The sequence below is a fragment of the Nocardioides sp. cx-169 genome (assembly GCF_021083605.1).
GTDB lineage: Bacteria > Actinomycetota > Actinomycetes > Propionibacteriales > Nocardioidaceae > Nocardioides.
Genome location: NZ_JAJNRO010000004.1, coordinates 759243 through 784235, shown reverse-complemented (window position 1 = coordinate 784235; position 24993 = coordinate 759243). Strand labels below are relative to the sequence as shown.

The window sequence follows — 24993 nt, the reverse complement described above, 5'->3', positions numbered from 1 at the left end:
TGGGGTGTCGAGCTCGTGGTGCCCTCACCATTCGGCATCGGCGACGCCACGGCCAATGTCTCGTGCCACGGAGTGGAAAAGCCCATCGGTCCCCTCGGCCGGCTGGCCGTCCAGCTCGATCAGTCGGGCGGAGACGACCGCCGCCGCCTGCTTCAGGCGCTCCACCCACCGCTCCACCTCCCGGCCGTCGATGCCCCTGGCCATGTTGGAGAGCCGCAGCGCGATCTGCACCTGCTGCATCGGTCCCTCGACCGGCACCACGATGGAGTGCAGGTCGTAGCTGCCGCCCGGCTCGATGTCCGGCTCGTAGAGCGCCGCGGTCTCCTGGATGATCGCCTTGAACCGTCGCTCGTGCTCCGGCAGCCGGTCGACCGAGGAGTAGTCGCGGATCGCCTCGAACATCTCCCGGTCGTTGTGCGTGCCGCGCAGCGAGAGCGAGTAGCCCCGCTCGCGCACGCGCTCGAGCTGCCCGACGTACGCCTCCCGGGTCGCCTCGTCGGTCTCCGGCAGCCGGTGCAGCCACTCGTTGACGGCCACCGAGCCGGAGTGCGAGATGTACACGGCCCCCAGGGGCGGCACCAGCGGCACCCGGAAGCCCAGTGAGATCCGGCTAGGTCTGGCCGACCCGCTCGCGAGGGCGACGAAGACGGCGTCCTCCCCCACGCAGGCGGTCACGCTGCATTCGGCCTCGAGCTCGCCGGCCACCATCTCGATCTGGTCGCGCGCCACCTCGGCGAGCCGGATGCCCTGGATCAGGTCCGGCTCCACCTGCGCGAGCAGCGAGGGCAGGGTGAAGCGGCCGTAGCCGCCTTGGAAGAACAGCAGCGGCAGCGTCGGGCGCAGGACGTCCATGCCGGTCACGTGGCCGATGACGACGAAGTGGTCCCCCGCCTCGACGACGGACTGGTAGTCGCACTCGATCCACGCGACCGCTCCATCGAGGATGGGCGCCCCGCCCGGTGCCGGATGCCAGTCGACGCCGTCGAACTTGTCGTCGCGGCGCTGCGCGAACCGGCGGCACAGGTCCTCCTGGTCGGCGGCGAGGACGTTGACGCAGAAGGAGGACGCGTCGCGCAGGCGCGCGAACGTGCCCGAGTCGCGCTGGGGCAGGAACGCGACGAGCGGGGGGTGCAGCGAGACGGAGGTGAAGGAGCCGACGACCATGCCGACGGGCTCGCCGCCCGCGTCGACCCCGGTCACGATCACCACCCCGGTCGGGTAGTGGCCGAGCGTCTCGCGAAAGTGCAGGGGCTCGACGCTCCCGGTCGCCTTGGCGGTCTGGTCCTGCGGCTGCGTGTTCATCGTCGTGTCCTCACGGCGTGCGGGGGTGAGCGGTTCGATTCTGCGCCCGGTGCCGAGCACCGTGGGTCAGGCCGTGCCGCGCGTCGGAATCAGAAGAGGCCGGACCGGGGCGTGTGCCCCGGCCCGGCCCGGCCTCGACTCGGCTGGGTCAGCTGGCCCAGATGTGGCGCATGTCGATGATGTCGACGGTCTGCTCGCCCTTGCTGCCGGGGAAGCCGCCGACCTTGTCGCTGGCGATCCAGCCGCCGACCTGGCCGACCGTCGGGGTCGCGGGCATCCAGCGGGTCAGCGACTCCTGGACCTGGCGGTACAGGTCCCCACGCTCCTCGACCGGCGTCACGATGAGCTGCTCGATGAGCTTGTCGACCTCCGGGTCACCACCGAAAGCGATGTTGGCCGGGGACTTGGAGTGGAAGCGGCCCTGCAGGTCCGTGGTGGCCTGCAGCGAGACTCCGATGAACCGCAGCTGCGCGGTGTAGTTGCCTGCGACCGCCTCGGTGATCATCGTCGGCTGGTCGCTGACGCGGATCTTCATCTCGAGGCCGATGTCGGAGAGCATCTGCTGCAGGACGCTGGCCTGGCGCTGGAACTCCGGCGGCGACGTGCTGGTCAGCTCGAACGTGGGGTCCCCGCCCTCGCCGACGTACTCCTCGACGAGCTCCTTGGCCTCTGCCGCGTCGAACTCCGGGAAGTCGGTCTCGACGTACTCGGGGTGGTTGGCCGTGAAGTAGCCCTCCATGGGGGGCTGCTTGCCCTCGAAGACCGCGGTCGCCAGGGCCTGGCGGTCGACACCGAGCAGCAGCGCCTTGCGGACGCGCTCGTCGTCGAAGGGCGGCTTGGAGGTGTTGAGGGCCAGGTAGAAGTACGTGTACGCCGGCTGCTGCAGGACCGTGAGGTCCGCCGCGCGGGCGTCCTCGAAGTCCGTGACCGACTGGGTCGGCGCCAGGTCGAGGCTGCCGGCCTTGAGGGCGCTCAGACGGGCCTCGGTGTCGGTCGCGGTGACCATGACGACCTCGTCGAGGTAGGGCAGCTCGGGGTCGCGGTAGCCGTCGTTGCGCTCGAGCACGAGGTCGCCGCCGGGCTGGAAGGACTTCAGCTTGAAGGCACCGGCGCCGACGGGCTTCTGGCCGAAGCCCGCTCCGGCCTTGCTCACCGCGGTCGGGGAGGGCACCATGCCCGCCGACGAGGTGAAGATGGTGGGGAGCTCCACCGAGGGAGCGGCCAGCTTCATCTCGAGGGTCAGCGGGTCCACGACGTTCATTTCCACGATCTGGCGCGCGACGCCGGCCTGGCGACCCTGCGACTCGGGGGCGGTGTAGCGCTTGAGGTGGGCCACGACGGCGTCCGCATCGTAGGGCGTGCCGTCGGTGAACTTGACGCCTTCGCGCAGCTTCATCGTCCAGGTCACCTGGTCCTCGGACTCCAGCGACTCGGCCATCCCCGGGATCGCCTCACCCTGGGGGCCGACCTCCATCAGCGTGTCGAAGATCGCCGAGGCCGCGTTGAGGCCCGGGGTGGACAGAGCCATGACCGGGTCGAGGGTGTCGACGGGCGCCATCATGCCGAGCCGGACCGAGCCGCCCTTCTTGGCCTCGCTCCGCTCGAGCTGGGCGCCGCCGTACTCGTTGAGGGAGACACCCTCTCCCTCGGCGACGACCTTGTTGGCGCTGGACGCGTCCGCGGGCGGCTTGCTCTCGCCACCGCTGCAGGCGGTCAGCACGAGAGCAGCCGCCAGGACCCCGGCGACGAGGCCGCCTCTGGCGTGGTGCGTGGTGTGGATCACGATACTCCTTGACTGAAGTCGGCAGGCCCGGGGAGAGGGCCGTGCTCGGTATGATGGGTGTCACACTTCGCACCGGGAACCTCGCGGTGCCAGCGGACGGAACGCCCGGCGAAGTCGCTAGACCACGGGGTGGTGACAGGCCACGAGGTGACCGGGCTCCATCTCGACCAGCTCCGGCTCGGTCGTGCGGCACAGCTCGGTCGCCGCGGGGCAGCGCGACGCGAAGGGGCAGCCCTCGGTGGGCGCCTTGCGGGAGATCTCGTTGCGGGCCCGGCGGGGCTTACGCTCCGCCCCCGGGTTGGGGATGGAGTCGAGCAGCAGCGTCGTGTAGTGGTGCAGCGGCCGGGCATACAGGTCGGTGGCGGGGGCGATCTCGCAGATCTTGCCGAGGTACATCACCGCCACCCGGTCGCTGATGTTCTTGACGACCGCGAGGTCGTGGGAGATGAAGATCATCGACAGGTGGTGCTCGGCCTTCATCTTCTCCAGGAGGTTGAGCACCGCGGCCTGGACCGACACGTCGAGCGCCGAGACCGGCTCGTCGCAGATCAGCACCTCCGGGTTCTGCACGACCGCGCGGGCGATCGAGATGCGCTGGCACTGCCCGCCCGAAAGCTCGTGGGGACGCCGGTCGGCCATCCGCTCGTCGACACCGACGTCCTCGAGGGCGGCCAGTGCGCCCGCCCTGGGGTCCCGGTCGCCCATCAGGCGCAGCGGGTCGGCCACGATCTCCAGCGCCGTGCGTCGTGGGTTGAGCGAGGAGATGGGGTCCTGGAAGACCAGCTGGATGCGGCGCCGCAGCGGGCGCAGGCGACGCTCGCTCAGACCGGTCAGGGGGTCGCCGTCCAGCAGCACCTCGCCGGAGGTCGGCGGCGGCAGCTGAACCAGGGACTTGCCCAGCGAGGACTTCCCGCAGCCTGACTCCCCCACGACGCCCAGGGTCTCGCCCTTGAGTAGGTCTAGGTCCACCCCGCGCACGGCGCGCACGGGGGCGCCCTTGGCGGTGCGGTACTCGACGACGATGTCGCGGGCCGAGAGGATCGTGCGCCGCTCGTCGCGCGCGGTCTCGGTCGTGACAGCCTGGGTGGTGCTCATCGGGGGCTCCCCTCGAGGTTCGGTGCCGGCCGCTCGCCCGACGGGTCGGGCAGGTCGACCGGCACCGGGTTGTGGCAGGCGGCGGCCGAGACGGTGCCGTCGTCGACGCTCAGCGGCGGCCGGACGTGGGCGCAGACGTCGAGGGCCCGCGGGCAGCGGGCGCGGAACGGGCAGCCGACCGGGCGGTCGACCAGGTTGGGCGCCCGGCCGCTGATCGTGTTGAGCACCGTGTGCGGCGGGTCCTCCAGGCGCGGGCGGGCGCCCTCGAGCAGGCGGGTGTAGGGGTGCCGGCCGTGCTCGAAGACATCACGCGCGCCGCCGCGCTCGACGACCTCGCCGGCATACATCACCGAGACCTGGTCGCAGCGCTCGGCGATCAGGCCGAGGTCGTGGGAGACCATGAGGATCGCCAGGCCGCGCTCCTCGCGCAGCTCGTCGAAGAGGTCCAGGATCTGCGCCTGGACCGTGACGTCCAGCGCGGTGGTGGGCTCGTCGGCGATGAGCAGCTGGGGGTCGCAGGCCAGGGCGATCGCGATCATCACCCGCTGGCGCTGGCCTCCGGAGAGCTCGTGGGGGAACGAGCGCAGCCGGCCCTCGGGGTCGGGCAGGTCCACCTGGCGCAGCAGCTCGACCGCGCGGGCGAGCGCCTCCCGCTTGGAGACGCCGCGGTGACGGCGGATGGGCAGCGCGAGCTGCTGGCCGATCCGCATGACCGGGTTGAGCGCGGTCATCGGGTCCTGGAAGACCATGGCGATCTGCTGGCCGCGGATCTCCTGCCGCATCTCCTTCTCCGACAGGGTGGCCAGGTCGCGTCCGCGGTAGCCGATCCGGCCGGCGCGGTGGGCGATGCTGCGCTGGGGCAGGATGCCGAGGATCGAGCGCGCGGTGACCGACTTGCCCGAGCCGCTCTCGCCGACCAGGCCGTGCACCTCGCCCTCGCCGATGCACAGGTCGACGCCGTTGATGACCTGGGCGACGCCGCGGGCGGTGCTGAAGTGCATCTCGAGGCCTTCGACCTCGAGCAGGGGGGCGCTCACAGGGCTGCCTCCTTGATGTCGAACCTGCGGTTGAGCTCCTCGGCCAGGAAGTACAGCGCCAGGAGGGTCACGAACATGGCGCCGGCGGGCAGCAGGGCGATGTGAGGCGCGGAGTCGATGTCGGAGCGACCGTCGCCCATCATCGTGCCCCAGCTGGAGGTCGGCGGCGGCACGCCGAGGCCCAGGAAGCTCAGCGAGCCCTCGGCCACGATCGCGACCGCCACCAGGACGGTGGCGAACGCGATGACCGGGCCGACGACGTTGGGCACGATCTCGCGGCGCAGGATCCGCCAGCTCCCGGCGCCCATCCCGCGTGCGGCGATCACGAACTCCCGGTCGGCGAAGCCCAGGGTGGCGGCCCGGGTCACCCGGGCCACCTGCGGCGCGGCGATGAACCCGATCCCGATGATGATGGTCGTGAGGCCCGAGCCCATGAACACGCTCAGCGCGATCAGCGCCACCAGCGAGGGGAACGCCAGCAGGATGTCCATGAGGCCGTTGATGACCCGGGACACCCAGCCGCCGACGTAACCGGAGAGCAGACCGAGCACCGCGCCCACGAGCACCGCGACGGCGGTGCCGCCGATGCCGACGGTCAGGCTCACCCGCCCGCCGACCAGCAGCCGGCTGAGCATGTCCCTGCCGATCGAGTCGGTGCCGAGCCAGTGGTCGACGTGGCCGGGCGGCACGGCGATGGCGAGGTAGTCGCTGCGGTCGGGGTCCGGCAGCGGCAGGAGCGGGAAGGCGAACGCACCGATGAGCAGCAGCAGGATCCAGGCGCCGGATACGACGCTCACCCAACGGACCCGGCGCCGGGCGCGGCGTGGGGCGGGCGGGGCGATGCCGACGCCCGCCGCCGTGAGGTCGGTCGAGTCGCCTGCGGTCGGGGTCATGGTCATGCGCGCACCCTTGGGTCGAGGACGGTGTAGACGATGTCGACGAGGAAGTTGGCAACGACGTAGGTGGAGGCGATCAACAGGATCAGCCCCTGGACCATCACGTAGTCGCGGCCGTTGATGCTGCTGAACAGCAGCGTCCCGACGCCAGGCAGGCCGCAGATCAGCTCGATCACGATCGTGCCGCCGACCAGGTGGCCGATGTTGACGCCCACGACGGTGATCAGGGTCGGCAGCGAGGGCTTGAGCGCGTAGCGAGTGAGGATCGTCGACGGCTTGAGGCCCACCGAGCGCGCCAGCAGGATGTAGTCCTCCTGCAGCGTGCGGATCATCTCGGTGCGCAGGATCCTCAGATAGACCGGGATCAGGCCCGCCGAGAGCGCGAGCGTCGGTATCAGCAGCGACTTGATGCTCTCGCCGACGTCCTCCGAGAGCGGCACGAAGCCGAGCGCCGGCAGGATCTGCAGCTTGACGGCCAGCAGGAACACCAGCAGCACCGCGACCATGAAGTGCGGCAGCGCCTGGAAGCCGAAGGTCACGACCGCGACCACCCGGTCGATCCAGGAGTCGCGCCGGTTGGCGGCGATGGTCGCCAGCGGGATGGCGATGGCGAGCGAGACGACCTCGGCCATGACCAGCAGCTGTAGCGTCACCGGCAGCCGGTCGGCCACGGCGGCGAGCACCGTCTCCCCTGTGCGGTAGGACTGACCCAGGTCGCCCTGCAGCAGCCCACCGAGCCAGGAGAAGTAGCGCTCCAGGAGCGGCTGGTCCAGGCCCAGGCTCTTGCGCACCGCCTCGACCGCCTCCGCGGACGGCGTGTCGCTGGAGGCCACGATGACCTCGGCGGTGTCCCCGGGGAGCAGGTCCAAGAGGACGTAGACGAGGAACGTCACGCCCAGGAGCACTCCGATGAGATGGGCGAGCCGGATAGCAGCGATCCGCATGTGTCCTCCTGCTCGAGTCGACGGCGCCGTCCGATGTGACGCGCGTCATGTGGGAGCGTAGGTGCGCTCCGCGAATGGTCCCTACAGGCCCGTGCCGCGACTCGGCACGTCGGAATCGTGGCCTGCGGCCAGGTCCGAGACGGCTCCCTGGGCGACGCGGACGTCCTCCTCCGGGGCCGCGCCGCTGACGCCGATGGCGCCGACGACGGCCCCCTCGGCGTCGTGGACCAGGATCCCGCCGGGCAGGGTCGTGGCCTCGAAGGGCAGCTGGTCGTCGGCGAGGCGCCACACGTCGGGGTGGGCCTCGCGCATGGCACCGAGGTCCGCCGACGGGCGGCCGAAGGCGACCGCCGAACGCGCCTTGCTGCGGGCGATGCCGAGGGTGAACCAGGTGGCCTCGTCCATGCGGGCGCTGGCGACCTCGATCCCCCGGGCGTCGACCACCACGATGCTGACCCGCAGCGACGACTCGGTGGCCGCGGCGTGCACCGACGCCAGCAGCCGCTGGGCGGTCTCGAGCCTCATCAGTACCTCACGCCGGCCGGGACCGGCTGGCCGAAAAGCTGCAGCCCGTAGCCCTCGTACGTGAGCTCCGCGGCGTTGTTGATGTGGTTCATGGCGGCGTGGATGTCGCGCCAGAACCGCTGGAACGGCGCATCGCGCCGCAGCGCCCCGCCTCCGGCGTGCATGAACAGCTCGTCCACGGCATCGACCGCGCGGCGCACCGAGCGCACCTGGTTGCGCCGCACCTCCAGGCGCAGGGCCGGGGTGAGCGCGTCCTTGGTGCCCGCCTCGTAGACCCGGTTGATGTCGTTGAGGAACTGCAGCCGGCTGGCCGCGATGTCCGCCGACGCGGCACCGAGGACGGCGAGCTGGTGCGGGCTGCTGGCGACGGCCGCGCCGCGGGCGTCGACCCGCTCGCGGGTGTGCTCGACGAAGGCGTTGAGCGCGCCCTCGGCGATCGCCAGGGTGCCGGCGGTGATCGCGCCGGAGAACATGGTGGGGAACGGCATCCGGTAGAGCGGGTTGGCACGGCGCAGCTCGGCCATCGGGAGCGCCTGCGGATCCACCAGCCGGTCCGGGCTGATGTAGGCGTCCTTGATGACGATGTCCTTGCTGCCGGTGCCCTCGAGCCCGATCACATCCCAGGAGTCCTGGACGATCTCGTAGTCCGAGCGCGGCAGGATGAAGTGGCGCATCGCGCGAGCCGGGTCGCTCACCACGCCGTCGGCGTCGGTCACCATCCCGCCCAGGAAGATCCACTGGCAGTGGTCGGTGCCCGACGAGAACGACCAGCGGCCGCTGAGCAGCCAGCCGTCGCCCTCGGGACGGGCCCGGCCCATCGGGGCGTACGGCGAGGCGATCCAGGTGTCGGGGTCCTCGCCCCATACGGTCTGCTGCAGATCGTGGTCGCACATCGCCATCTCCCACGGGTGCACGCCGACCACGCTCGAGACCCAGCCGGCCGCTCCCGACTTGGCGCCGACCGCGAGCACAGCCTCGAAGAACTCCACGGGGTGCACCTCGTCACCGCCGAACTCGGTCGGCTGGAGCATGCGGGTGACCCCGGTCCAGCGCAGACGGTCGGCCACCTCGTCGGTGAGCCGTCCCAGGGCCTCGCACTCCGGCCCGGTCTCCGCCAGGAAGTCGCCCTGCTTCTCGATCCGCTCGAGCACCTCGGTCATGTGCCGCTCCCTCACTGGCTGGTCGCCGGCGTCCGATCGGACCGGCGCACCGATGATCGACCCGGCGGCGGGCCAGGTGTAGTGATGTGTGCCACGGGTCGGAACCGGGCTCAGCCGGGCAGGGCCTGCAGCCCTTGGTCGTGCAGGTGGCGGGCGTAGAGGGCGGAGATCTCCCGTGCGGCCGACTGGACCTGCTTGGCCAGCGCCGGAGGGTCGAAGCGCCCGGTCGGCCCGGACACCGACACCGCGGCGACCGCGGTGCCGTGGCTGATGATCGGAGCGGCTACGCAGGTCAGGCCCAGCGCCGCCTCCTCGCGGTCGAAGGCGACGCCGTGCTTGCGCACCTGGCCGAGCTCGGACACGAAGAGCCCGGGGGCCGCGATCGAGTGCCGGGTACGCCGGGCCAGGCCCTCCTGGAGGATCAGCTCGACCGCCTCGCGGTGCCCGAACGGGAGCATCGCCTTGCCGAGGGCCGAGCAGGACGCGCGCATCCGACCGCCGACCTTGGTGGGCACCTTGACGTTGCCGTGACCGTGGATCTTGTCGAGGTAGAGCACGTCCACCCCGTCGAGGACGCCGAGGTGAACGACGTAGCGGCTGCGCAGGAAGAGGTCGCTGAGGAACGGACCGGCGACGCTGCGCAGATCGCCGTGACTGCACATGGGGACGCAGTTGCCCAGCTCGAAGAGCATCCGGTCGAGCCGGTAGTCGGTGCCGGAGCGCTCCAGGTAGCCGCTCGCCTCGAGCTGGGCCAGCAGGCGGAACGCGGTGGACTTGGGCAGCCCGGTCAGCCGCGCGAGCTCACTCACCCCCGCAACGGGTCCCACCCTGCGGAACGACGCGAGCAGGCGCAGGGCCTTGCTCACCGAGGTCACCGCGGGGCCGTCTTCCTCCGCCGGGGGCTCCGGCAATGCCTGAACCGCGGAGATTCCCCCCACGGGCATGGGCTGCACCGACATCGCATCCTCCCTCGAGTTGCCGACCACGTCGTCGGCGGTGACCAGCGTCACGCCTCGGAGCCCGGAGCGCAAGCCCGCAGCGTTCCGTCCCGCGGAACGGGACGATCAGACGACGGATCGCCGCGATCGGGCGGGTCGTCGAGGCGTGCCAGCACGGCGCCGCCGCGCCAGGCGCTGAAGGCGAGCGCGACGGCCCCGAGCACGAGGGCTGACCCTGCGACCGTGGCCTGCGGTCCGATCCGATCCGAGAGCCAGCCCTGCGCCAGCGCTCCGAGCGGAAAGCTGGCCGTGAAGATCATGATCCGTACCGCGAGGACGCGACCGCGCACCTGGTCGGCCACGATCAGCTGGATCGCGGTGTTGGCGGTGGAGACCACCGCCAGGAACGACGCCCCCACGAGCATCAGCGCCAGCGCGCCCAGCAGCAGGTTGGGGGCTACGGCGAAGCCGAGCATCCCCACGGCATGCAACGGCAGTGCCCAGCGGACCGTGCGGGACAGTGTGAGACGCAGGAACCCGCCGGAGATGAGCGGCGCCGCGAGCAAGGAGCCGATGCCGAGCGCGGCGTTGAGCAGCCCCAGGCCGACCGCGCCGACGCCGAAGACCTCGTCGGCGAAGACCACGGTGAACCCGAAGATGGGGTTGCCGAAGAACCCGATCATCACCGAGACGATGATCGCCACCTGGATGCCCCGCTGGCCGCCGACGTAGCGCAGCGCCTGGACGAAGCCGCGGGGGGTCTTCGCGGTGCTCGCGACGGCGCCCGGACGCGGCCGCGCGCGGACCATGGACAGGGCCCAGATCACGAACCCGAACGACAGAGCGTTGAAGAGGAACGCCCACCCTGGCCCGAGGGTAGCCAGCAGCAGGCCCGCGATGGCCGGCCCGATCGAGCGGGCGGCGTTGAACTGCAAGGAGTTGAGGGCGATCGCGGAGGTGAGGTCCGCACGGGGGACCAGGTCGTTGACGAACGACTGCCAGCTCGGGAGGTTGAGGCCGTTGAAGAGACCGCTGAGGCCCGTCACGGCCATGATCGCCAGTGGCTCGCGCACGCCGGCGAGCCACAGCGCGCAGAGCCCGCCGGCCGCGAGCGCGCCTCCGGTCTGCGTCGCCAGCAGCAGCCGCCTGCGGTCGAAGCGATCGGCTAGGCCGCCGCCCAAGGGTGCGAAGAGCACCTGGGGCAGGAGCTGCGCGAGCGTCGCCAGTCCGACCCAGAAAGCGCTCTGAGTGAGCTCGTAGAGGACGTAGGGGACCGCGAGGTTGGTGAGCCAGGTGCCGACGTTGGAAGCCAGTGCGCCGCACCAGAAGATCAGGTAGTCGCGGTGCCGGAAGGCGCGTACGGAGTAGGCGAGCCCACGGGCTGCGGCGGGCTCACCCATCCGCGTCGGCCGGGGCGGCACGGTAGGCGACCGTCACCCGCTCGGCGGCCGCGGTGAGCGCGCAGATCCACTCCTCCACCCGAGCGCCGTCGACGTCGCGCGGCAGCCGGCTCAGCCGCAGCACCTGGGCCACCTCGCCGTCGACCCCGAAGATCGGCGCGACGATGGACTGCACGTCGTAGCGGCGCCCTGCCACCACCTCGACAGGCTCGTAGGCCGCGGAGAGCCGCTCGATCTCCCGCTCGATCTCCCGGTGCCGCGACGGCGTCAGCCGGCCCGAGGAGTTCTCCCGGAGGAGGTCGTGCAGCCGCGTGTCCGCATCCTCGCCGACCATCGCCATCGACCACCCCCGCCCCCGGGCGGTGGCCAGCCGCTGGCGGTATGCCTCGCGCCGGTCCCTCCCCGCAGCGGCCAGCCAGGCGTCGACCTCGTCCGGGCCGCGCCAGGCGACGTACAGGTCGCCCAGCGGCGGGCGCAACGGCACCCGGTGGCCCGGCGCGGCGCGGGTGGACGTGCCCGGCGCAGTGCTCACCGCCACGATCACGAGGTCGCCGCCGCCGCGCGCCAAGAGCGAGCACTCGACCGCCAGGCCGCGAGCCAGCCGGTCCATCTCGGGACGCGCCAGCTCCGCCAGCCGCACCCCCTTGATCAGGTCCGCCTCGGGCAGCGCCATCATGGAGCTCGGCACGAAGCGTCCGTAGCCGCCCTGGAAGAACAGCAGCGGCTGGACGGCCCGGGTGACCCGCAGGCGCTCGACCAGGCCGAGGGCGAGGACGTGGTCGCCGGCCGGGGTCACGTCGTGGTAGCGGCACTCGATCCACGCCACCACGTCGTCGAGGATCGGGGCGCCCCCGGGGGCCGGGGTCCAGCCCAGGTCGTCGAACGGCCTGGCGCCGGGCGTCGCGAAGCTGCGGCACACCGACTCCTGGTCGGCGGCGAGCACGTTGACGCAGAAGGACGACGCCGTGCGCAGTCGCTCGAAGGTCCGCGAGGTGCGCGTCGGCAGGAAGGCGATCAGCGGGGGGTCGAGCGAGACCGAGGTGAAGGAGCCGATGGTCATGCCGACCGGCTGCCCCGCGGCGTCGATGCCGGTCACGACGACCACGCCGGTGGGGTAGTGCCCAAGAACCTCGCGGTACTTGAGGTCCTCGGCGTCGCGCGTGAGCGGAGGGCGACCGGACGCGCCGCGCCCGGTCGCCTTCGCCGCGAGCGCCGTCGAGGCCGTCGCCATGGTGCTGCTCCTCTCCCCCGCCCCCCGAGGGGCCGAAGGGATCCTCAGTTGTTCTCGATGAAGTCCGAGACGACGCGGTTGAACTCCTCCGCGTGCTCCACCTGGGCCCAGTGGCCGCAGCGGTTGAGCAGCAGCAGCCGGGAGTCGGGGATGAGAGCGACCAGCCGCAGGGAGTTCTCGAAGTGCACGACGCGGTCGTCGCGGCCATGGATCAGCAGGGCCGGAACGCGGATCCCCGCGACCTGCTCCTCGGTGGGCCAGTCCCGCTTGTTGCGAGCCCCGGCCAGGAAGTTGGCGACGTGGTCGGGGTGCTTGAGCAGGCTCTCCAGGCGCACGCGGGCGCGCTCCTCGCGCTGGTCGCCGGAGTCGTAGCTCATCACGTCGACGAGCTCGAGCATCGTCTCCATCGACGGCTCGCGGTAGCCCTTCTGCAGGATCTTGAGGCCCTCGGTGGGGCCGTCTCCGGCGCCGAAGATCTTCACCCCGGCGGCACCGGCGCCCATCGTGATGAGGTGTGACTGGCGCTCGGGGTGCTCGACGGCGAAGCGGATCGTGGTGGCACCGCCCATCGAGTTGCCGATGAACGCCGCCTTGTCGATGCCCAGCTCGTCCAGGAACTCCAGGGCGGTCTGCACGTGGTTGCGCTTGTCGGGGGTGACGGCGTCCGACTCACCCCAGCCCGGCATGTCGACGGCGTAGCAGGTGAACCTCTCGGCGAGCTCGACGATGTTCGGCCCGAAGTTGCTCCAGCCGGTGGCGCCAGGGCCGCTGCCGTGCAGGAGGAGGACCGGGGGGCCTTCGCCGGCCTGGTTGTAGTGGACCTTGCCGGAGGGCAGGGAGACGAAGCGGCTGGTCGACTCGAACGTGAGGTCGAGGGTCATGGACGGGGTCCTCTCTGGACGGGTCCGGCCGGGCGGGCGGCGCGTTCTTGCGCCGGCAGGTGGGTGCCTGGCTCGGGAGGGTCGGTGTGATCAGCGTGCCGTGATGCGACGCCGATCACGAGGCATCGGTGCCGTGGGCCGGAACGCCGGTCCGTGTCCGTGGAGGACCCGTTTGTTGCGGTTGGCCATCGCGAACAGGTAGCTCTCCCCCGCGCCACGTGCGGCCCCATGCGCCGCGCCTCGTCACCGCCGTCGCACCGCTCGACCTCGATGATCTCGGCCCCCATGTCGCCGAGGGTCATCGCGGCGTACGGCGCCGAGAAGGCCTCAGCGTCCCTGCCACTGGGGCTCGCGGCGCTCGAGGAACGCCCGGGCCCCTTCCTTCTGGTCCTCGGACAGGTAGACGTCCGGCCCCGCGTCCATGCGGATCGCGCTGTGCGGGGGCAGCCCCGCGGTCTTGCGGTAGGTGAGCTTGAGGCGCTGCAGCGACAGCGGCGCCGACGAGACGACGTCCCCGAGCCAGTCCAGGCCCTCCTGCACGACGTCCTCACCGGCCAGCACCTTGTTCACCAGGCCCCAGCGCTCGGCCTCCTCGAGGGAGATCCGGCGGCCGGTGTAGAGCCACTCCATCGCGATGCCCGGGGGCACGGTCACGGGCAGCATCACCGAGGCGAAGTGGGCGCCACGGGCCCGCTTGGACTCCGGCACGCCGAAGAACGCCGTCGGGGCAGCGACCCGCATGTCGCAGGACAGGGCCAGCTCGAAGCCGCCTGCCATCGCCGGGCCGTTGATGATCCCGACCGTCGGCTTGCGGGTGTCGATCATGACCTCCATCAGGCTGCGCCGGTTGTTGTGCAGCGGGCCGTAGAACGGCTTGCCCTGGTCGGCCATGTCGCGCGCGCCCTTGAGGTCGGCGCCCGAGCAGAAGCTGGTGCCGGTGCCGGTGATCGCGATGACGTAGACGTCGGGGTCGTGGTCGGCCTCGATCAGGGCCTGGACGAGGGCGTCGTTGAGCTCGCCGTTGAGGGCGTTGCGGACCTCGGGTCGGTTCAGCGTCAGCAGACGCACCTTGCCGTGGTCCTCGATGGTCAGCACGGACTCGGTCATGGCTTCTCCTGGGAGTGGAAGGGGTGAGGGAAGGTCAGGCGGGTGGCTCGGCGCGCACCGTCACCCACTGGGTGTCGGTGAACGCCTCGAGGTTGGCGCGCTGGCCGCCGTGCCGGGCGCCGTTGCCCGACAGGCCGACGCCGCCGAACGGCACCACCGCCTCGTCGTTGATCGTCTGGTCGTTGATGTGCACCAGGCCCGTGGGGACCAGGTCGGCGAGGGCGAGGCCCTTCATGACGTCGCGGGTGATGATGCCGAGCGAGAGCCCGTAGTCGGAGTCGCGCGCCAGAGCGGCCGCCTCCTCGAGGGAGCCGAACGTCATCACCGGGGCCACCGGTCCGAAGACCTCCTGCGCGTACGCCGGCGTGCTGGTCGAGACGCCGGACAGCACGGTCGGAGCGTAGAACAGCCCGTCGTAGGTGCCGCCGGCCTCGACGGTCGCGCCGCCGGAGACACTGTCGGTGACGATCTGGTGCACCCGGTCGCGCTGCGAGGCGTCGATCAGCGGGCCGATGGCGACCCCGGCCTGCGTCGGGTCGCCCACGGGCATCGAGCGGGCCACCTCGGCCAGCGCGGCGACGTAGTCGCCGGCGATGCTCTCGTGCACCAGGTGCCGGCCGGTGGCCATGCAGATCTGGCCCTGGTGGATGAACGAGCCGCGGGCCCCGGCGCCGACCGCACGCTCCAGGTCGGCGTCGTCGAGCACGACCATCGCGGAGTTGCCGCCGAGCTCGAGATGCAGCCGCTTGAGGTAGGGCGCGGCGGCGGCGGCGATCGCCTGGCCACCGCGGGTGGAGCCGGTGAAGGCGAGGACGGGCACGGCCGGGTGGCGCACCAGGGCCTCGCCGATGTCGGCACCGCCAGTGAGCACGTGCAGCAGCCCGGACGGCAGGCCGGCCTCCTCGAAGATGCGCGCGAAGAGCACGCCGCCCACGACCGGGGTCCGCGGGTCGGGCTTGAGGACCACGGCGTTGCCCAGCGCGAGGGCGGGGGCGACCGAGCGCAGCGCCAGCAGGATCGGGGCGTTGAACGGCGCGATGACGCCCACGACGCCCACGGGCACCTGACGGCTGAAGGACAGCCGCGGCTGGGCCGAGCGCAGCAGCTCGCCGTACGGCGCGCCGGCGAGGGCGGCCGCCTCGTCGCACTCGGTGGCACCGGTCTCGCCCTGCGCGTAGGCCATCGGCCGGACGGCGCCGGTCTCGCGACCGGTCCACTCCCCGATCTCGTCGGCGTGCTCGAGGAACAGCTCCGCTGCGCGGGAGAGCACCTTGGCGCGCACCTTGTAGCTCACGGCCGCCCACTCGCGCTGCGCCTCGGCGGCGCGGGCCACGGCCCGGTCGAGGTCCTCGGCCGTCGCGAGCCCCACCTGGGCCAGTACCTGGCCGGTGGCGGGCTCGAGGACGTCGACGGTCTGTGCCGACTCGGTCCAGCCGTCGGAGAAGATCGAACGCTCCCACGTGCGGGAGCCCAGCAGCTCACCCACCGCTCAGCCTCCCTGTCCGGCCGGCGCCGGTGCCTGGGTGGCGCCGACGACGCCCTCGTCCAGCAGCGCCTCGATCTCCTCGGCGGACTTGCCGAGCGAGGCGAGGATGTCGCGGGTGTCGGCGCCGAGCAGCGGCGGCGCCGAGGTGAGCGGCAGGTTCTCGCCGTCGACCTGCATCGGGAGGCCCACCACCGCGAACTCGGGCACCTCGGGGTGCGGCAGCGGCGTGACCGCGCCGAGCGCGACGACCTGCGGGTCGGTGGCCAGCTCGGTGGCGGCGCGCACCGGGGCGTTGGGCACGCCCGCGGCCAGCAGGATCCCGGCGATCTCGTCGCGCTCGAAGGTACGGGTGACCTCCGAGAGCGCCGCGATGACCTCGGCGCGGTTCTCGGAGCGACCGACGTTGCTGCCGAAGCCCTCACGCTCGTCGAGCTCGGGGTGGCCGATCGCGTCCAACAGGCGCAGCCACATGCGCTGGCTGCCGGCAGCGATGAAGATGTGACCGTCGGAGGTCGGGAAGGCGCCGTAGGGCACCACACCGGGGAAGCCCGAGCCGAGCTTCTCGCGCTTGTTGCCCGCCGCCTGGTTGGTCAGGCTGCCCGCGACCCACTCCAGAGCGGTGTTGAGCAGCGACACGTTGACGTGGCTGCCGACACCCTCCTGGTCGCGGCGGCGCAGCGCCTCCAGCACACCGATCACCGCCCACATCGCGGTGCCCTTGTCGAGGATCGACAGCGGCACCCGCGAAGGGCTGCCGTCCGAGCCCTCGGGCATCATCGCGACGATGCCGGTGAAGGCCTGCAGCAGCGGGTCGTAGGCCGGCTCGTCGGCGCGCGGGCCGACCGGGCCGAAACCGGTCATCTCGAGATAGATCAGGCGCGGGTTGAGCTCGTGCATGCGCTCCCAGCTGAAGCCGGCCTTGGCCAGCGCCTGCGGGCGCAGGTTCTGCACCAGCACATCGGCGCCGCGGATGAGCTCCTCGAGGAGCTCGGCGCCGCGCGGGGTCTTGAAGTCGAGCTCGAGGCTCTGCTTGTTGCGGTTCAGGCCCAGGAAGGCCGTGCTGACGCCGTTCCAGGACGGCGGCGCCCAGTCGCGGGTGTCGTCGCCGTGGCCGACGCGCTCGACCTTGATCACCTCGGCGCCGAGGTCGCCGAGGACCTGGCCGCACATCGGCCCGGCGACGCTGGTGCTCAGCTCGAGGACCCGGAGTCCGTGCAGCGAGCCGGGGCGCTCGGAGGTGGGGATCTGGTCGTGGGTCATGACGTGGGCTCCTGGGTGGTCTCGGGTCGCGCCGGTGACGTGATCGGGTTACGCCACGGCCGGGGGCAGTCGTCGTAGACGCCCGGGCCGAGGCGGAAGTGCTGGGCCTGCTCGATGGTCTCGACCAGCGGCATGTCCATGGCGTAGAGCGCGTCGGGTCCGGGCCGGGGACCGGCCTTGCTGACGTGGCCGTAGAGCTCGTGCCCGACGACCTCCTCCGCGAGGTGCGCGGCCTCGATCAGGGCCGCGAGGTCGACGCCGGTCTCCACGCCCTCGCCCTCGAGCAGGTGCACGAGGTCCTCGGTCGGGATCATCTTGGTCGCGCGCCCGTTGCCGCAGTAGGGGCAGCCGCCCATGCCGCCGATCGAGGAGTCGATGACGAGGGTGTGCTCGGCGCCCAGCGTGCGGAAGGCCTGGTACGCCGACAGCAGGGCCGTGCCGCGCCCGTCGTGCAGGTGCAGGTGGAAGGTCGTGATCTCCGGGAGCTCCTCGGTGATCGTCCGGATGGTCTCCTCGACCGCGCCGGGCGTGTTCCAGCTCATCGGGTCGCCGATCCAGGTGTGCGTGACCGGCACCCCCGCGGCCTTCCAGGCGCCCGCCTGGTGGTGCAGGTGCTCCATGCGCTGGGCGAGGTCGAAGCCGCCGAGCCAGTTGGAGCCCCAGGCCGCGTTGATCCGGATCGAGGCCTCGGTGACCCCACGGGCCACCGCGCTCTCGATACGCTGCGGGATCGCGGCGAGCTCCTCGGCCTGGCCGCGCGCGGTGTTGCGCTTCACGAAGACGTCGCACAGGTGGACGCTGGTGACGCCGATCTCGGAGTCGGGCGCGAGCTTGCTGCCGACGTACTCCTGGCGCCGCTCCACGCCCCTCTGGTTGAGCGCGAGCGCGAAGTAGTGGACACCGGGGACCGGCTCGAACCGCGCGAGCAGCTCGTCGATCTGCGCCATCTGCGGCACCCACTTGGGGCTCACGAACGAGCCGACGTTGATGCTCTCCAGGCCCGTGCGGCCGAGGGCGTCGAGCAGGCGCAGCTTGTCGTCGAGCGTGATCTCGGCGCTCTCGATCTGCATCCCCTCGCGCATGCCCTCCTCGACGATGCGGACCGTGGGCCGGCCGTGGGCGCTCATCGACGTCCCCCCAGCGCGTCCTGCAGCCAGCCGAGCGACGGCGCCGCGGGGATGGTCCCGAGCCGGTCGGCGAGCTCGTCGGCCTCGTCCTGCTCCCACCCGGCGCTCGAGAGAGCGGAGCGGACCTTGGCGCGCAGATCGTCATCGCTGATCGGGTTGCGGGCATCGCCGTAGGTGACGTCGACGCCGTGGTGCAGCACCGAGCCGTCGTCGAGCGTGACAGTGACGGTCGTGTGGTGCTCGGCCGCCTCGCTCACCCGCGCGTCGAGCCGGTACGACGCCATCAGCCGTCGCACCTGCGGGTCGCCGACCCGCTCGTCGGTGAAGTCCGCGAGCTCGACCGCACCGCTGAGCACGGCCCGGCACACCGTGTAGTCGAGGCTGAACTTTCCCTCGAGGCCGGTGGTCGGCAGGTGGTCGAGCAACGGGCTCGTGGAGGTGTGCGGCAGCGACACCTCGACGGCCGCGACCCGGCTGGGGTCGCCCACCTGCCGGTGCACCTCGATCGCGGCGTCGATGGCCCGATGGGTGGCGTAGCAGGACGGGTAGACCTTGAGCGCCCAGTCCGTGACCCACTCGGTCTCCCAGAACGCCAGGCGCTCGCCCAGCGCGCCGAGGTGCTCCGGCGAGCTCTCGCCATACATCGCGAAGAAGCCGCGGCGAGTCTCGAGCATCTCGGGGTTCGCCGTGAAGCCGCGCCGGGCCAGCCCGACCGCGACGACCGCGTCGCGGGCCGCCAGACCGGCGTGCAGCGGCTTGGTCATCGTGCCGAAGTTGGCCAGGCTGCCCGCGGCGCCGGACGCCGCGATCCCGAGGGCATGCCGCGTGCGCTCCACGTCGAGCCCGATGAGGTGCGCCAGCGCCGCGGTGGCGGCGAGCCGGCCCGTCGAGGACGTGTTGTGCCAGCCGCGGCCGTAGTGGTAGTCCAGCGGCAGGGCCTCGGAGACCGCGCGGAAGACCGCGGTGCCGACGTCGAAGGCGTGGGTCAGGCGCTCGCCCGACACCGGCTCGACCTCGGACGCCAGCATGGCGACCAGCGCGGGCACCAGGACGGCGCCGGGGTGCATGGCCATCGACGGCACCGCGTCGTCCCAGTCAAGGGCGTGCGAGAGCGTGCCGTTGACCAGCGCCGCCTGGGAGGGCGACGCGGTCTCGTCGGTCCCCCATAGGGCCGCGGCGCCGGGCGCCCGCTCCCCCTCGAGCCACGAGAGCAGCGGGCCGGCGACATCGGCCTCGAGCCCCGCCACGGTCACGGCCACGGTGTCCTGGAGGACCCGCCCCACCGCCTGCGCGGTGGGCGAGACGCCCGACCGCGCAGACGTGGCGAAGTCCGCGATCGTCTCGGTCGCGCCGGTCATCGCTGCTCCCGCCATGCTCAGTAGGACCGCGGCATGCCGAGCTCGCGCTGGGCGATGCCCGCCAGGATCAGGTTGCGGCTGATCGGAGCGATCAGCGAGCCGCGCGAGCTCTGGAACTTCCGGGCGATGCCGAACTCCTCGGTGAGGCCGTAGCCGCCGAAGGTGTCCATGGCGGCGTTCGCGGCCTTCCACTGGGCGTCCGCGGCGAGGAACTTGCACGCGTTGGCGTAGAAGCCCTCGCGGCTGCCGGCGGCGTACAGGCGCGCGGCCTCCCAGCGCATGACGCTGGCGGCCTTGAGCTCGACGTAGGCCTGGGCGATCGGGAACTGGATGCCCTGGTTGCTGCCGATAAGCCGTCCGAAGACCTCGCGCTCCTTGGCGTAGCCCACCGAACGGTCGATGAAGTAGAGGCCGGCGCCGATGTACTCAGACGCCACGCTGACCCGCTCGGAGTTCATCCCCGACAGGATCACCTTGAAGCCCTTGCCCTCCTCGCCGATGAGGTTCTCGACGGGGACCTTGAGGTTGGTGAACGTCAGCTGGTTGGTCTCGTGGTTGCTCATCACCTTGATCGGGCGCGACTCGATCTGGCCGTTCTCCTTGGCCTCGCGCACGTCGACGAGCAGCACCGAGATGCCGTCGGTCTTCTTCTCGACGTCCTCGTAGCGCTCGGTGCGCACCAGCAGCAGCATCAGGTCGGTGTGCAGGAAGCGGGAGGTGAAGATCTTGCCGCCGTTGACGATGTAGTGGTCGCCCTCGCGCTTGGCGAACGTGCGGATGCGCGTGGTGTCGGTGCCGGCGTCCGGCTCGGTGACGCCGAAGGACTGCAGGCGCAGGCCCTCGTTGGCGATCTGGGGCAGCCACTTCTGCTTCTGCTCGTCGCTGCCGTGCCGCAGGACCGCGCCCATCTGGTACATCTGCGCGTGGATCAGTCCGGCCGAGTTGCCCCACCGGTTCAGGGTCTCCAGCACGATGCACGACTCGTTGATCGTGGCGCCGCCGCCGCCGTACTCCTCGGGGATGAGCATCGAGAGCCAGCCGTTGTCGGTGAGCTCCTTCACCCAGTCGTCCGGGTACTCCTCGGCGCGGTCGAGCTCGGTCCAGTACTCCTGGGGGTACTTCTGCGCCAGGTCGGAGACGGCGTCGCGAATGGACTCCTGCTCCTCCGTGATCAGGTCGTCGGCCAGCCAGTCTTTCGCCATGGGGGTTCCTTACTCGGGACTCGGGTTGTCAGGAGGGGGTGTCAGGACTCGACGCGGACGTCGAGCAGGAGAGGTTCGCGGCGCTCGCCCAGCGTGGGCACGACCTCGTCGAGCACCGCGAGCAGCTGCTCGTGGCTCTCGACCCGGATCGACGCGCAGCCGAAGCCTTGGGCGAGCAGGCCGGGGTCGATCTCGCCGAACCCGGGCCACGGGGGCTTGCCACCGTGGTCGGCGGCAAGCCGGTCCATCACGGCGTAGCCGCCGTTGTTGAGGATCACGTAGAGCGTCCCGACCCGGTAGTGGGCCGCGCTCCAGAGCGCCTGGATGCCGTAGAGGCTGGCGCCGTCGCCGACCATCGCGACGACCGGCCGGTCGGGGCGCGCCATCTTGACGCCGGTCGACGCCGGGATCGCGAAGCCGAGGCCGCCCTGGGCGATGGTAAGGAAGCCGAACGGCGCCCGGGCCGGCATCAGCTCGAGCAGCTTGGACCGCGTGGAGGGGCTCTCCTCCAGCACGGTCGACTCGGCGGGGAGCCGGGCGGCCACCGCGGCGTAGACGTGCTCCGCGCGCAGCGGGCCGTCGGTCGCAGGCACCAGGTGGGTCAGGTCGCGCGGCTCGAAGGCCGTCGCGTCGGCGCGAGGAGCGACCCGCTCGGCCAGGTCGGCGACGACGGCGACCACGTCGCCGAGGACGACCAGGTCCGCGGCGCTGTAGGTGGCCACGTCCTCGAGCTGGGTCACGACCACGACGTCGGTGCCGGGCTCCACGAAGGGGCCGGGGCGGTAGGTGCCCTGGCGGAACGCCGGGCCCCCCACGACGAGCACGAGGTCATGGTCGGCCAGCGCCTTGCGCAGGCCCGGGCGCAGCGGCGGCAGGTGGCCGCGGAAGCGGGGATGGTCGTGCGCGAAGCCGGCCTGGGAGGCCGAGGACTCCTGCCACACGGGGGCGTCGAGCCGGTCCGCCAGCGCGGCGATGGCACGCCAGGCCTCCGGGGAGTCGGCCTCGGGACCGACCACGATCGCCGGGTGCCGGGCAGCGTCCAGGCGCGCCGACAGCTCGGCCCCCAGGACCGGGTCGGCGGCCTGGCTGCGGCGTACGACGGTCGGGGCCGCCGGACGCGCCTGCTCCTCCGCGGGCTCGTCCCAGTCGCCCATCGGGACGATGACGACCGCGGGACCGCGTCCGAGGACCGCCTCGTGGTACGCGCGCTGGACGGCGCCGGGGATGGCCTGCGCGCAGGCCGGCGTCCGGATGGAGACCGGGTAGTCACCCGCGAGACCGTCCAGGTGTCCGGCCAGGAACGGCTCCGAGGCGATGTGCCGGCGGTCCTGCTGGCCCACCAGGATGACGAGCGGCGCGTGGTTGGTCCGGGCGGTGGCGATGGCCCCGACCGCGTTGCCGAAGCCGGCGGTCGTGTGCAGCAGCACCAGCGACGGCCGGTCGGCGGCCAGGGCATGGCCCGCGGCCATCGCGACGACTGAGTTCTCGTGCAGCGCGAGCACGAAGTCGAGGTCGTCGGGCAGGTCGGTCAGCAGCGCCACCTCGGTCGAACCCGGGTTGGCGAAGATCGTGGTCATCTCGAGGTGGCGCAGCGTCTCGAAGAGCTGGTCGCGGACGGTACCCATGGCTCCACTCTCGTCAGCCCTCGTGGGCCACACTGGCAACCTCGCAGTGAGTGGAACTGCACTCTGTGCGCAGACCCGGATTCCTACAGTGACGGCATGGAAACGGAGGCCGGATCCGCCGCAACCGCATCTACCAGGTCACCTCGCTCGACCCGGAGACGCTGCTGGCGATCGCCGACCGTCTCGATGTGGCGACGTCCTTCGCGGACCTCATCTACCGCGAGAGCGAGATCGACGCCCTGTGGAGCCTGGTCGACATCCAGGTGACCGCCGCCGAGCACAGCGGCTCCGCTACGGAGCTGGCCAGGTTGGCCGGCCTGCGCTCGCGCCTGTGGGAGGCCCACGACCTGGTCCCCGAGGGCCGGTGCCGCGAGTCGGCCGCGATCCTGCGTGAGCTCGTCCAGACCTGGTGAGGCCCCCGGCCGCGCGAAGCGGCCCCGGCGCACTCCCCCGCTCGACCACGGGAGGGGTCGACTGTCCTCCCGGCCAACGGAAACCGTCCATGTAATGAATGCTCTAGGTGCTTAGAGTTCTTGGACAAGGCACATCATGCAGACGAGGGCGAATTCTGGAAGTCCTTGCCGGGCACATCTTCCCCGGCTAGCCTCACTCTCTGTAACGAGCCCTCCAGTGACGTAGGCCACGATCGCCGCGTCCGCCAATCAGAAGAAGGCACACATGACGACTGACACCATCGCCGCACCGGCCGCGATCCGCTCCCACGACGTCGAGGTGGGCGACGGGCTGACGATGCGCGTCAACGAGTCCGGCGAGCGCAAGCCCGGACAGCCCTCGCTGCTGATGCTGCACGGCTCCGGCCCCGGTGTCAGCGGCCTCTCCAACTGGACGGCCATGCTGGAGTCGCTCGGCGCGAAGTACCACTGCATCGCCCCCGACATCATCGGCTTCGGCGACTCCAGCCACCCGGACCCCTCGCCCCAGGGCTACGAGGCCAACCGCGACCTGCGCATCGACAAGATCTTCACGATGCTCGACGAGCTCGGTGTCGACCAGGTGATCCCGCTCGGCAACTCCCTCGGCGGTCTCTACACGCTCCGCATGGCCCAGCTGCAGCCAGAGCGCCTGCACAGCATGGTCCTCATGGGCTCGGGCGGCGCGCCGGACCTGCCGCTGCTGCCCGCGCTGGGCAAGCTGGTCCGATACTACGACAACCACAGCCCCGAGGGCATGGGCGACCTCCTGCTCGAGTTCGTCTACGACAAGGAGGCCTTCGGCCCCCGCATCGCCGAGCTCTCCCACGAGCGCTACACCATCGCAGACCGCGAGGACATCCGCCGCTCCCACATGGCCACCTTCGCCCGGGTGGGCAACCCGCCGCGTTACTCGGTCGAGGAGCTGGCCGCGATCGACGTGCGCGCCCTGGTGATCCACGGGCGCGACGACGCCGTCGTCCCGCCCGAGGCCAGCAAGTACATCGCCGAGCACCTGCCCAACGCCGACCTGTACATCCTGGCCAAGTGCGGCCACTGGAGCCAGGTCGAGCAGGCCGACCGCTTCAAGACGCTCGTGGACAACTTCGCGGCCGGACTGATCTGACATCTCCACCACCTTCACGCCTCGAGAGGCCTTCGGATGACGACTCGCGACCTCGCGGTCAGTGAAGAACGCTTCGCCGCCCTCGCCGCCGAGCACCGGCGGTGGGGGCGGTGGGGCGTGGACGACGAGCGCGGCGCGCTCAACCTGGTGACCCCGCAGCGGGTCGCCGCCGCCGCGGGCCTGGTCCGCAAGGGCGCGGTGTTCTCGTTGGCGCACCCGATAGGCCCCAACGGACCCACCGTCTTCATGGGCGGGCGCTTCGCCCCCGTCCACACCTTCACCCGCTCGGGCGATGACATTCGGCACTTCTACGCCGAGGGCGGCTCCGGCATCAGCTTCACCGACGACGTGATCGTGATGCCGCTGCAGAGCTCGACCCACTGGGACGCGCTCTCCCACGCCTTCCACGACGGCCGCATGTACAACGACCGCGGCCCCGAGCACGTGCGCTCCGGCGGCACCGAGGCCAACTCGATCACCGAGGCGGCCGACCGCATGGTCGGGCGCGGCGTGCTGCTCGACGTGCCGGCCCTGACCGGCCGCGACCACCTCGACATCGGCGAGGCCATCGAGGCCGACGACCTCCAGCAGTGCTGTGAGCGCCAGGGCGTCACCGTGGGCGAGGGCGACTTCGTGCTCGTGCGCACCGGTCGCCTCGGCCTGGCTGCCCGCACCGGCGACTGGGGCCCCGAGTGGGGCACCGGGATCAACACCGGCCTCGGCGTCTCCGCGGCCGCGTGGCTCCTGGAGCGCGACGTCACCGCCGTTGCCGCCGACACCTTCTCGGTCGAGATCATCCCGGCCCAGACCTCCGCCTTCGGCGAGCACGCGCCCGTCCACGCACTGCTGCTGCAGGGCGCCGGCGTGCACATGGGCGAGCTCTGGTCCCTCGACGAGCTCGCCGCCGACTGCGCCGCCGACGGGACCTACGAGTTCCTGCTGGTGGCCGCGCCGCTGCTCGTGGACGGAGCCGTCGGCTCCGCCTGCAACCCGCAAGCGCTCAAGTGAAGAACCCCCTCGGTCCAGCGGCCGTCCCGGAGCACCGGGACGCCCTGGGCCGCCGACAGCACGAACAGTAA

General features: G+C 71.6%; 22 protein-coding genes and 1 pseudogene. 3 read left to right on the top strand and 20 right to left on the bottom strand.

The genetic code is table 11. From position 1 onward, the window contains the following. Positions 1-24: 24 nt before the first annotated feature. The 20 genes and pseudogenes from LRP67_RS09555 to LRP67_RS09465 all read right to left on the bottom strand — a co-directional run bounded on the left by LRP67_RS09555 (position 25) and on the right by LRP67_RS09465 (position 22357). The gene (locus tag LRP67_RS09555) at positions 25-1302 is read right to left on the bottom strand and encodes a flavin reductase (protein WP_231269932.1); all 1278 of its coding nucleotides are present in this window, start codon (positions 1300-1302) and stop codon (positions 25-27) included. A gap of 148 nt (positions 1303-1450) precedes the next feature. After that, positions 1451-3085 (bottom strand): ABC transporter substrate-binding protein, encoded by a 1635-nt coding sequence (locus LRP67_RS09550; protein WP_231269931.1) that lies wholly within the window; start codon positions 3083-3085, stop codon positions 1451-1453. A gap of 117 nt (positions 3086-3202) precedes the next feature. Next, complete coding sequence (locus LRP67_RS09545; RefSeq protein WP_231269930.1) at positions 3203-4180, bottom strand: ABC transporter ATP-binding protein; 978 nt, start codon at positions 4178-4180, stop codon at positions 3203-3205. Beyond that, on the bottom strand, positions 4177-5217 hold the full coding sequence (locus tag LRP67_RS09540; protein ID WP_231269929.1) for an ABC transporter ATP-binding protein: 1041 nt from the start codon (positions 5215-5217) through the stop codon (positions 4177-4179). Before LRP67_RS09540 ends, LRP67_RS09545 begins: the two co-directional genes overlap by 4 nt. Further along, entirely contained in the window at positions 5214-6116 is a 903-nt protein-coding gene (locus LRP67_RS09535; protein WP_231269928.1) for an ABC transporter permease, read from the bottom strand. The genes LRP67_RS09540 and LRP67_RS09535 overlap by 4 nt, the downstream gene beginning before the upstream one ends. Further along, a complete protein-coding gene (locus tag LRP67_RS09530) occupies positions 6113-7057 on the bottom strand; it encodes an ABC transporter permease (RefSeq protein ID WP_231269927.1) in 945 nt (314 codons plus the stop codon). Before LRP67_RS09530 ends, LRP67_RS09535 begins: the two co-directional genes overlap by 4 nt. An 81-nt stretch (positions 7058-7138) precedes the next feature. Beyond that, complete coding sequence (locus tag LRP67_RS09525; RefSeq protein WP_231269926.1) at positions 7139-7582, bottom strand: heme-binding protein; 444 nt, start codon at positions 7580-7582, stop codon at positions 7139-7141. Continuing rightward, a complete protein-coding gene (locus LRP67_RS09520) occupies positions 7582-8742 on the bottom strand; it encodes an acyl-CoA dehydrogenase family protein (RefSeq protein ID WP_231269925.1) in 1161 nt (386 codons plus the stop codon). The genes LRP67_RS09525 and LRP67_RS09520 overlap by 1 nt, the downstream gene beginning before the upstream one ends. Before the next feature lie 110 nt (positions 8743-8852). Next, a complete protein-coding gene (locus LRP67_RS09515) occupies positions 8853-9752 on the bottom strand; it encodes an IclR family transcriptional regulator (RefSeq protein WP_231269924.1) in 900 nt (299 codons plus the stop codon). After that, a complete protein-coding gene (locus LRP67_RS09510; protein WP_231269923.1) occupies positions 9749-11080 on the bottom strand; it encodes an MFS transporter in 1332 nt (443 codons plus the stop codon). The genes LRP67_RS09515 and LRP67_RS09510 overlap by 4 nt, the downstream gene beginning before the upstream one ends. Then, the gene (locus tag LRP67_RS09505; RefSeq protein ID WP_231269922.1) at positions 11073-12311 is read right to left on the bottom strand and encodes a flavin reductase; all 1239 of its coding nucleotides are present in this window, start codon (positions 12309-12311) and stop codon (positions 11073-11075) included. The genes LRP67_RS09510 and LRP67_RS09505 overlap by 8 nt, the downstream gene beginning before the upstream one ends. 44 nt (positions 12312-12355) lie before the next feature. After that, positions 12356-13192 carry an alpha/beta fold hydrolase gene (locus LRP67_RS09500; protein ID WP_231269921.1) on the bottom strand — a complete coding sequence of 279 codons (837 nt, stop codon included), beginning with the start codon at positions 13190-13192 and terminating at the stop codon, positions 12356-12358. Further along, positions 13189-13503, bottom strand: a pseudogene (locus tag LRP67_RS22055) (CoA transferase); the annotation flags it as partial. The gene LRP67_RS09500 and the pseudogene LRP67_RS22055, both read right to left, overlap by 4 nt. Positions 13504-13519: 16 nt before the next feature. Further along, a complete protein-coding gene (locus LRP67_RS09495) occupies positions 13520-14299 on the bottom strand; it encodes an enoyl-CoA hydratase/isomerase family protein (protein ID WP_231269920.1) in 780 nt (259 codons plus the stop codon). A 34-nt stretch (positions 14300-14333) separates the two neighbouring features. Next, positions 14334-15785, bottom strand: a complete 1452-nt coding sequence (locus LRP67_RS09490; RefSeq protein ID WP_231269919.1) for a benzaldehyde dehydrogenase — start codon at positions 15783-15785, stop codon at positions 14334-14336. Positions 15786-15788: 3 nt separating this feature from the next. Beyond that, a complete protein-coding gene (locus LRP67_RS09485) occupies positions 15789-17045 on the bottom strand; it encodes a CaiB/BaiF CoA-transferase family protein (protein ID WP_231269918.1) in 1257 nt (418 codons plus the stop codon). Beyond that, positions 17042-18172, bottom strand: a complete 1131-nt coding sequence (locus tag LRP67_RS09480; RefSeq protein WP_231269917.1) for a citramalate synthase — start codon at positions 18170-18172, stop codon at positions 17042-17044. Before LRP67_RS09480 ends, LRP67_RS09485 begins: the two co-directional genes overlap by 4 nt. After that, positions 18169-19530: an MmgE/PrpD family protein gene (locus LRP67_RS09475; protein ID WP_231269916.1), complete on the bottom strand. Its 1362-nt coding sequence runs from the start codon at positions 19528-19530 to the stop codon at positions 18169-18171. The genes LRP67_RS09480 and LRP67_RS09475 overlap by 4 nt, the downstream gene beginning before the upstream one ends. 17 nt (positions 19531-19547) lie before the next feature. Further along, positions 19548-20732 carry an acyl-CoA dehydrogenase family protein gene (locus LRP67_RS09470; RefSeq protein WP_231269915.1) on the bottom strand — a complete coding sequence of 395 codons (1185 nt, stop codon included), beginning with the start codon at positions 20730-20732 and terminating at the stop codon, positions 19548-19550. Between the two features lie 41 nt (positions 20733-20773). Next, positions 20774-22357 (bottom strand): thiamine pyrophosphate-dependent enzyme, encoded by a 1584-nt coding sequence (locus tag LRP67_RS09465; protein ID WP_231269914.1) that lies wholly within the window; start codon positions 22355-22357, stop codon positions 20774-20776. Positions 22358-22545: 188 nt separating this feature from the next. Between LRP67_RS09465 and LRP67_RS09460 the strand changes: the two genes are divergently transcribed. The 3 genes from LRP67_RS09460 to LRP67_RS09450 all read left to right on the top strand — a co-directional run bounded on the left by LRP67_RS09460 (position 22546) and on the right by LRP67_RS09450 (position 24922). Beyond that, positions 22546-22770: a hypothetical protein gene (locus LRP67_RS09460; protein WP_231269913.1), complete on the top strand. Its 225-nt coding sequence runs from the start codon at positions 22546-22548 to the stop codon at positions 22768-22770. Between the two features lie 265 nt (positions 22771-23035). Then, positions 23036-23914, top strand: a complete 879-nt coding sequence (locus LRP67_RS09455) for an alpha/beta fold hydrolase (RefSeq protein ID WP_231269912.1) — start codon at positions 23036-23038, stop codon at positions 23912-23914. A gap of 36 nt (positions 23915-23950) precedes the next feature. Beyond that, positions 23951-24922 carry a cyclase family protein gene (locus tag LRP67_RS09450; protein ID WP_231269911.1) on the top strand — a complete coding sequence of 324 codons (972 nt, stop codon included), beginning with the start codon at positions 23951-23953 and terminating at the stop codon, positions 24920-24922. Positions 24923-24993: the final 71 nt, after the last annotated feature.

What these genes read in the sequence shown, in the direction of transcription:
- LRP67_RS09555 (WP_231269932.1), bottom strand. Translation starts at nt 1,302, where the DNA reads ATGAACACGCAGCCGCAGGACCAGACCGCCAAGGCGACCGGGAGCGTC.
- LRP67_RS09545 (WP_231269930.1), bottom strand. Translation starts at nt 4,180, where the DNA reads ATGAGCACCACCCAGGCTGTCACGACCGAGACCGCGCGCGACGAGCGG.
- LRP67_RS09535 (WP_231269928.1), bottom strand. Translation starts at nt 6,116, where the DNA reads ATGACCATGACCCCGACCGCAGGCGACTCGACCGACCTCACGGCGGCG.
- LRP67_RS09530 (WP_231269927.1), bottom strand. Translation starts at nt 7,057, where the DNA reads ATGCGGATCGCTGCTATCCGGCTCGCCCATCTCATCGGAGTGCTCCTG.
- LRP67_RS09525 (WP_231269926.1), bottom strand. Translation starts at nt 7,582, where the DNA reads ATGAGGCTCGAGACCGCCCAGCGGCTGCTGGCGTCGGTGCACGCCGCG.
- LRP67_RS09520 (WP_231269925.1), bottom strand. Translation starts at nt 8,742, where the DNA reads ATGACCGAGGTGCTCGAGCGGATCGAGAAGCAGGGCGACTTCCTGGCG.
- LRP67_RS09510 (WP_231269923.1), bottom strand. Translation starts at nt 11,080, where the DNA reads ATGGGTGAGCCCGCCGCAGCCCGTGGGCTCGCCTACTCCGTACGCGCC.
- LRP67_RS09505 (WP_231269922.1), bottom strand. Translation starts at nt 12,311, where the DNA reads ATGGCGACGGCCTCGACGGCGCTCGCGGCGAAGGCGACCGGGCGCGGC.
- LRP67_RS09500 (WP_231269921.1), bottom strand. Translation starts at nt 13,192, where the DNA reads ATGACCCTCGACCTCACGTTCGAGTCGACCAGCCGCTTCGTCTCCCTG.
- LRP67_RS09495 (WP_231269920.1), bottom strand. Translation starts at nt 14,299, where the DNA reads ATGACCGAGTCCGTGCTGACCATCGAGGACCACGGCAAGGTGCGTCTG.
- LRP67_RS09485 (WP_231269918.1), bottom strand. Translation starts at nt 17,045, where the DNA reads ATGACCCACGACCAGATCCCCACCTCCGAGCGCCCCGGCTCGCTGCAC.
- LRP67_RS09480 (WP_231269917.1), bottom strand. Translation starts at nt 18,172, where the DNA reads ATGAGCGCCCACGGCCGGCCCACGGTCCGCATCGTCGAGGAGGGCATG.
- LRP67_RS09475 (WP_231269916.1), bottom strand. Translation starts at nt 19,530, where the DNA reads ATGACCGGCGCGACCGAGACGATCGCGGACTTCGCCACGTCTGCGCGG.
- LRP67_RS09470 (WP_231269915.1), bottom strand. Translation starts at nt 20,732, where the DNA reads ATGGCGAAAGACTGGCTGGCCGACGACCTGATCACGGAGGAGCAGGAG.
- LRP67_RS09465 (WP_231269914.1), bottom strand. Translation starts at nt 22,357, where the DNA reads ATGGGTACCGTCCGCGACCAGCTCTTCGAGACGCTGCGCCACCTCGAG.
- LRP67_RS09455 (WP_231269912.1), top strand. Translation starts at nt 23,036, where the DNA reads ATGACGACTGACACCATCGCCGCACCGGCCGCGATCCGCTCCCACGAC.
- LRP67_RS09450 (WP_231269911.1), top strand. Translation starts at nt 23,951, where the DNA reads ATGACGACTCGCGACCTCGCGGTCAGTGAAGAACGCTTCGCCGCCCTC.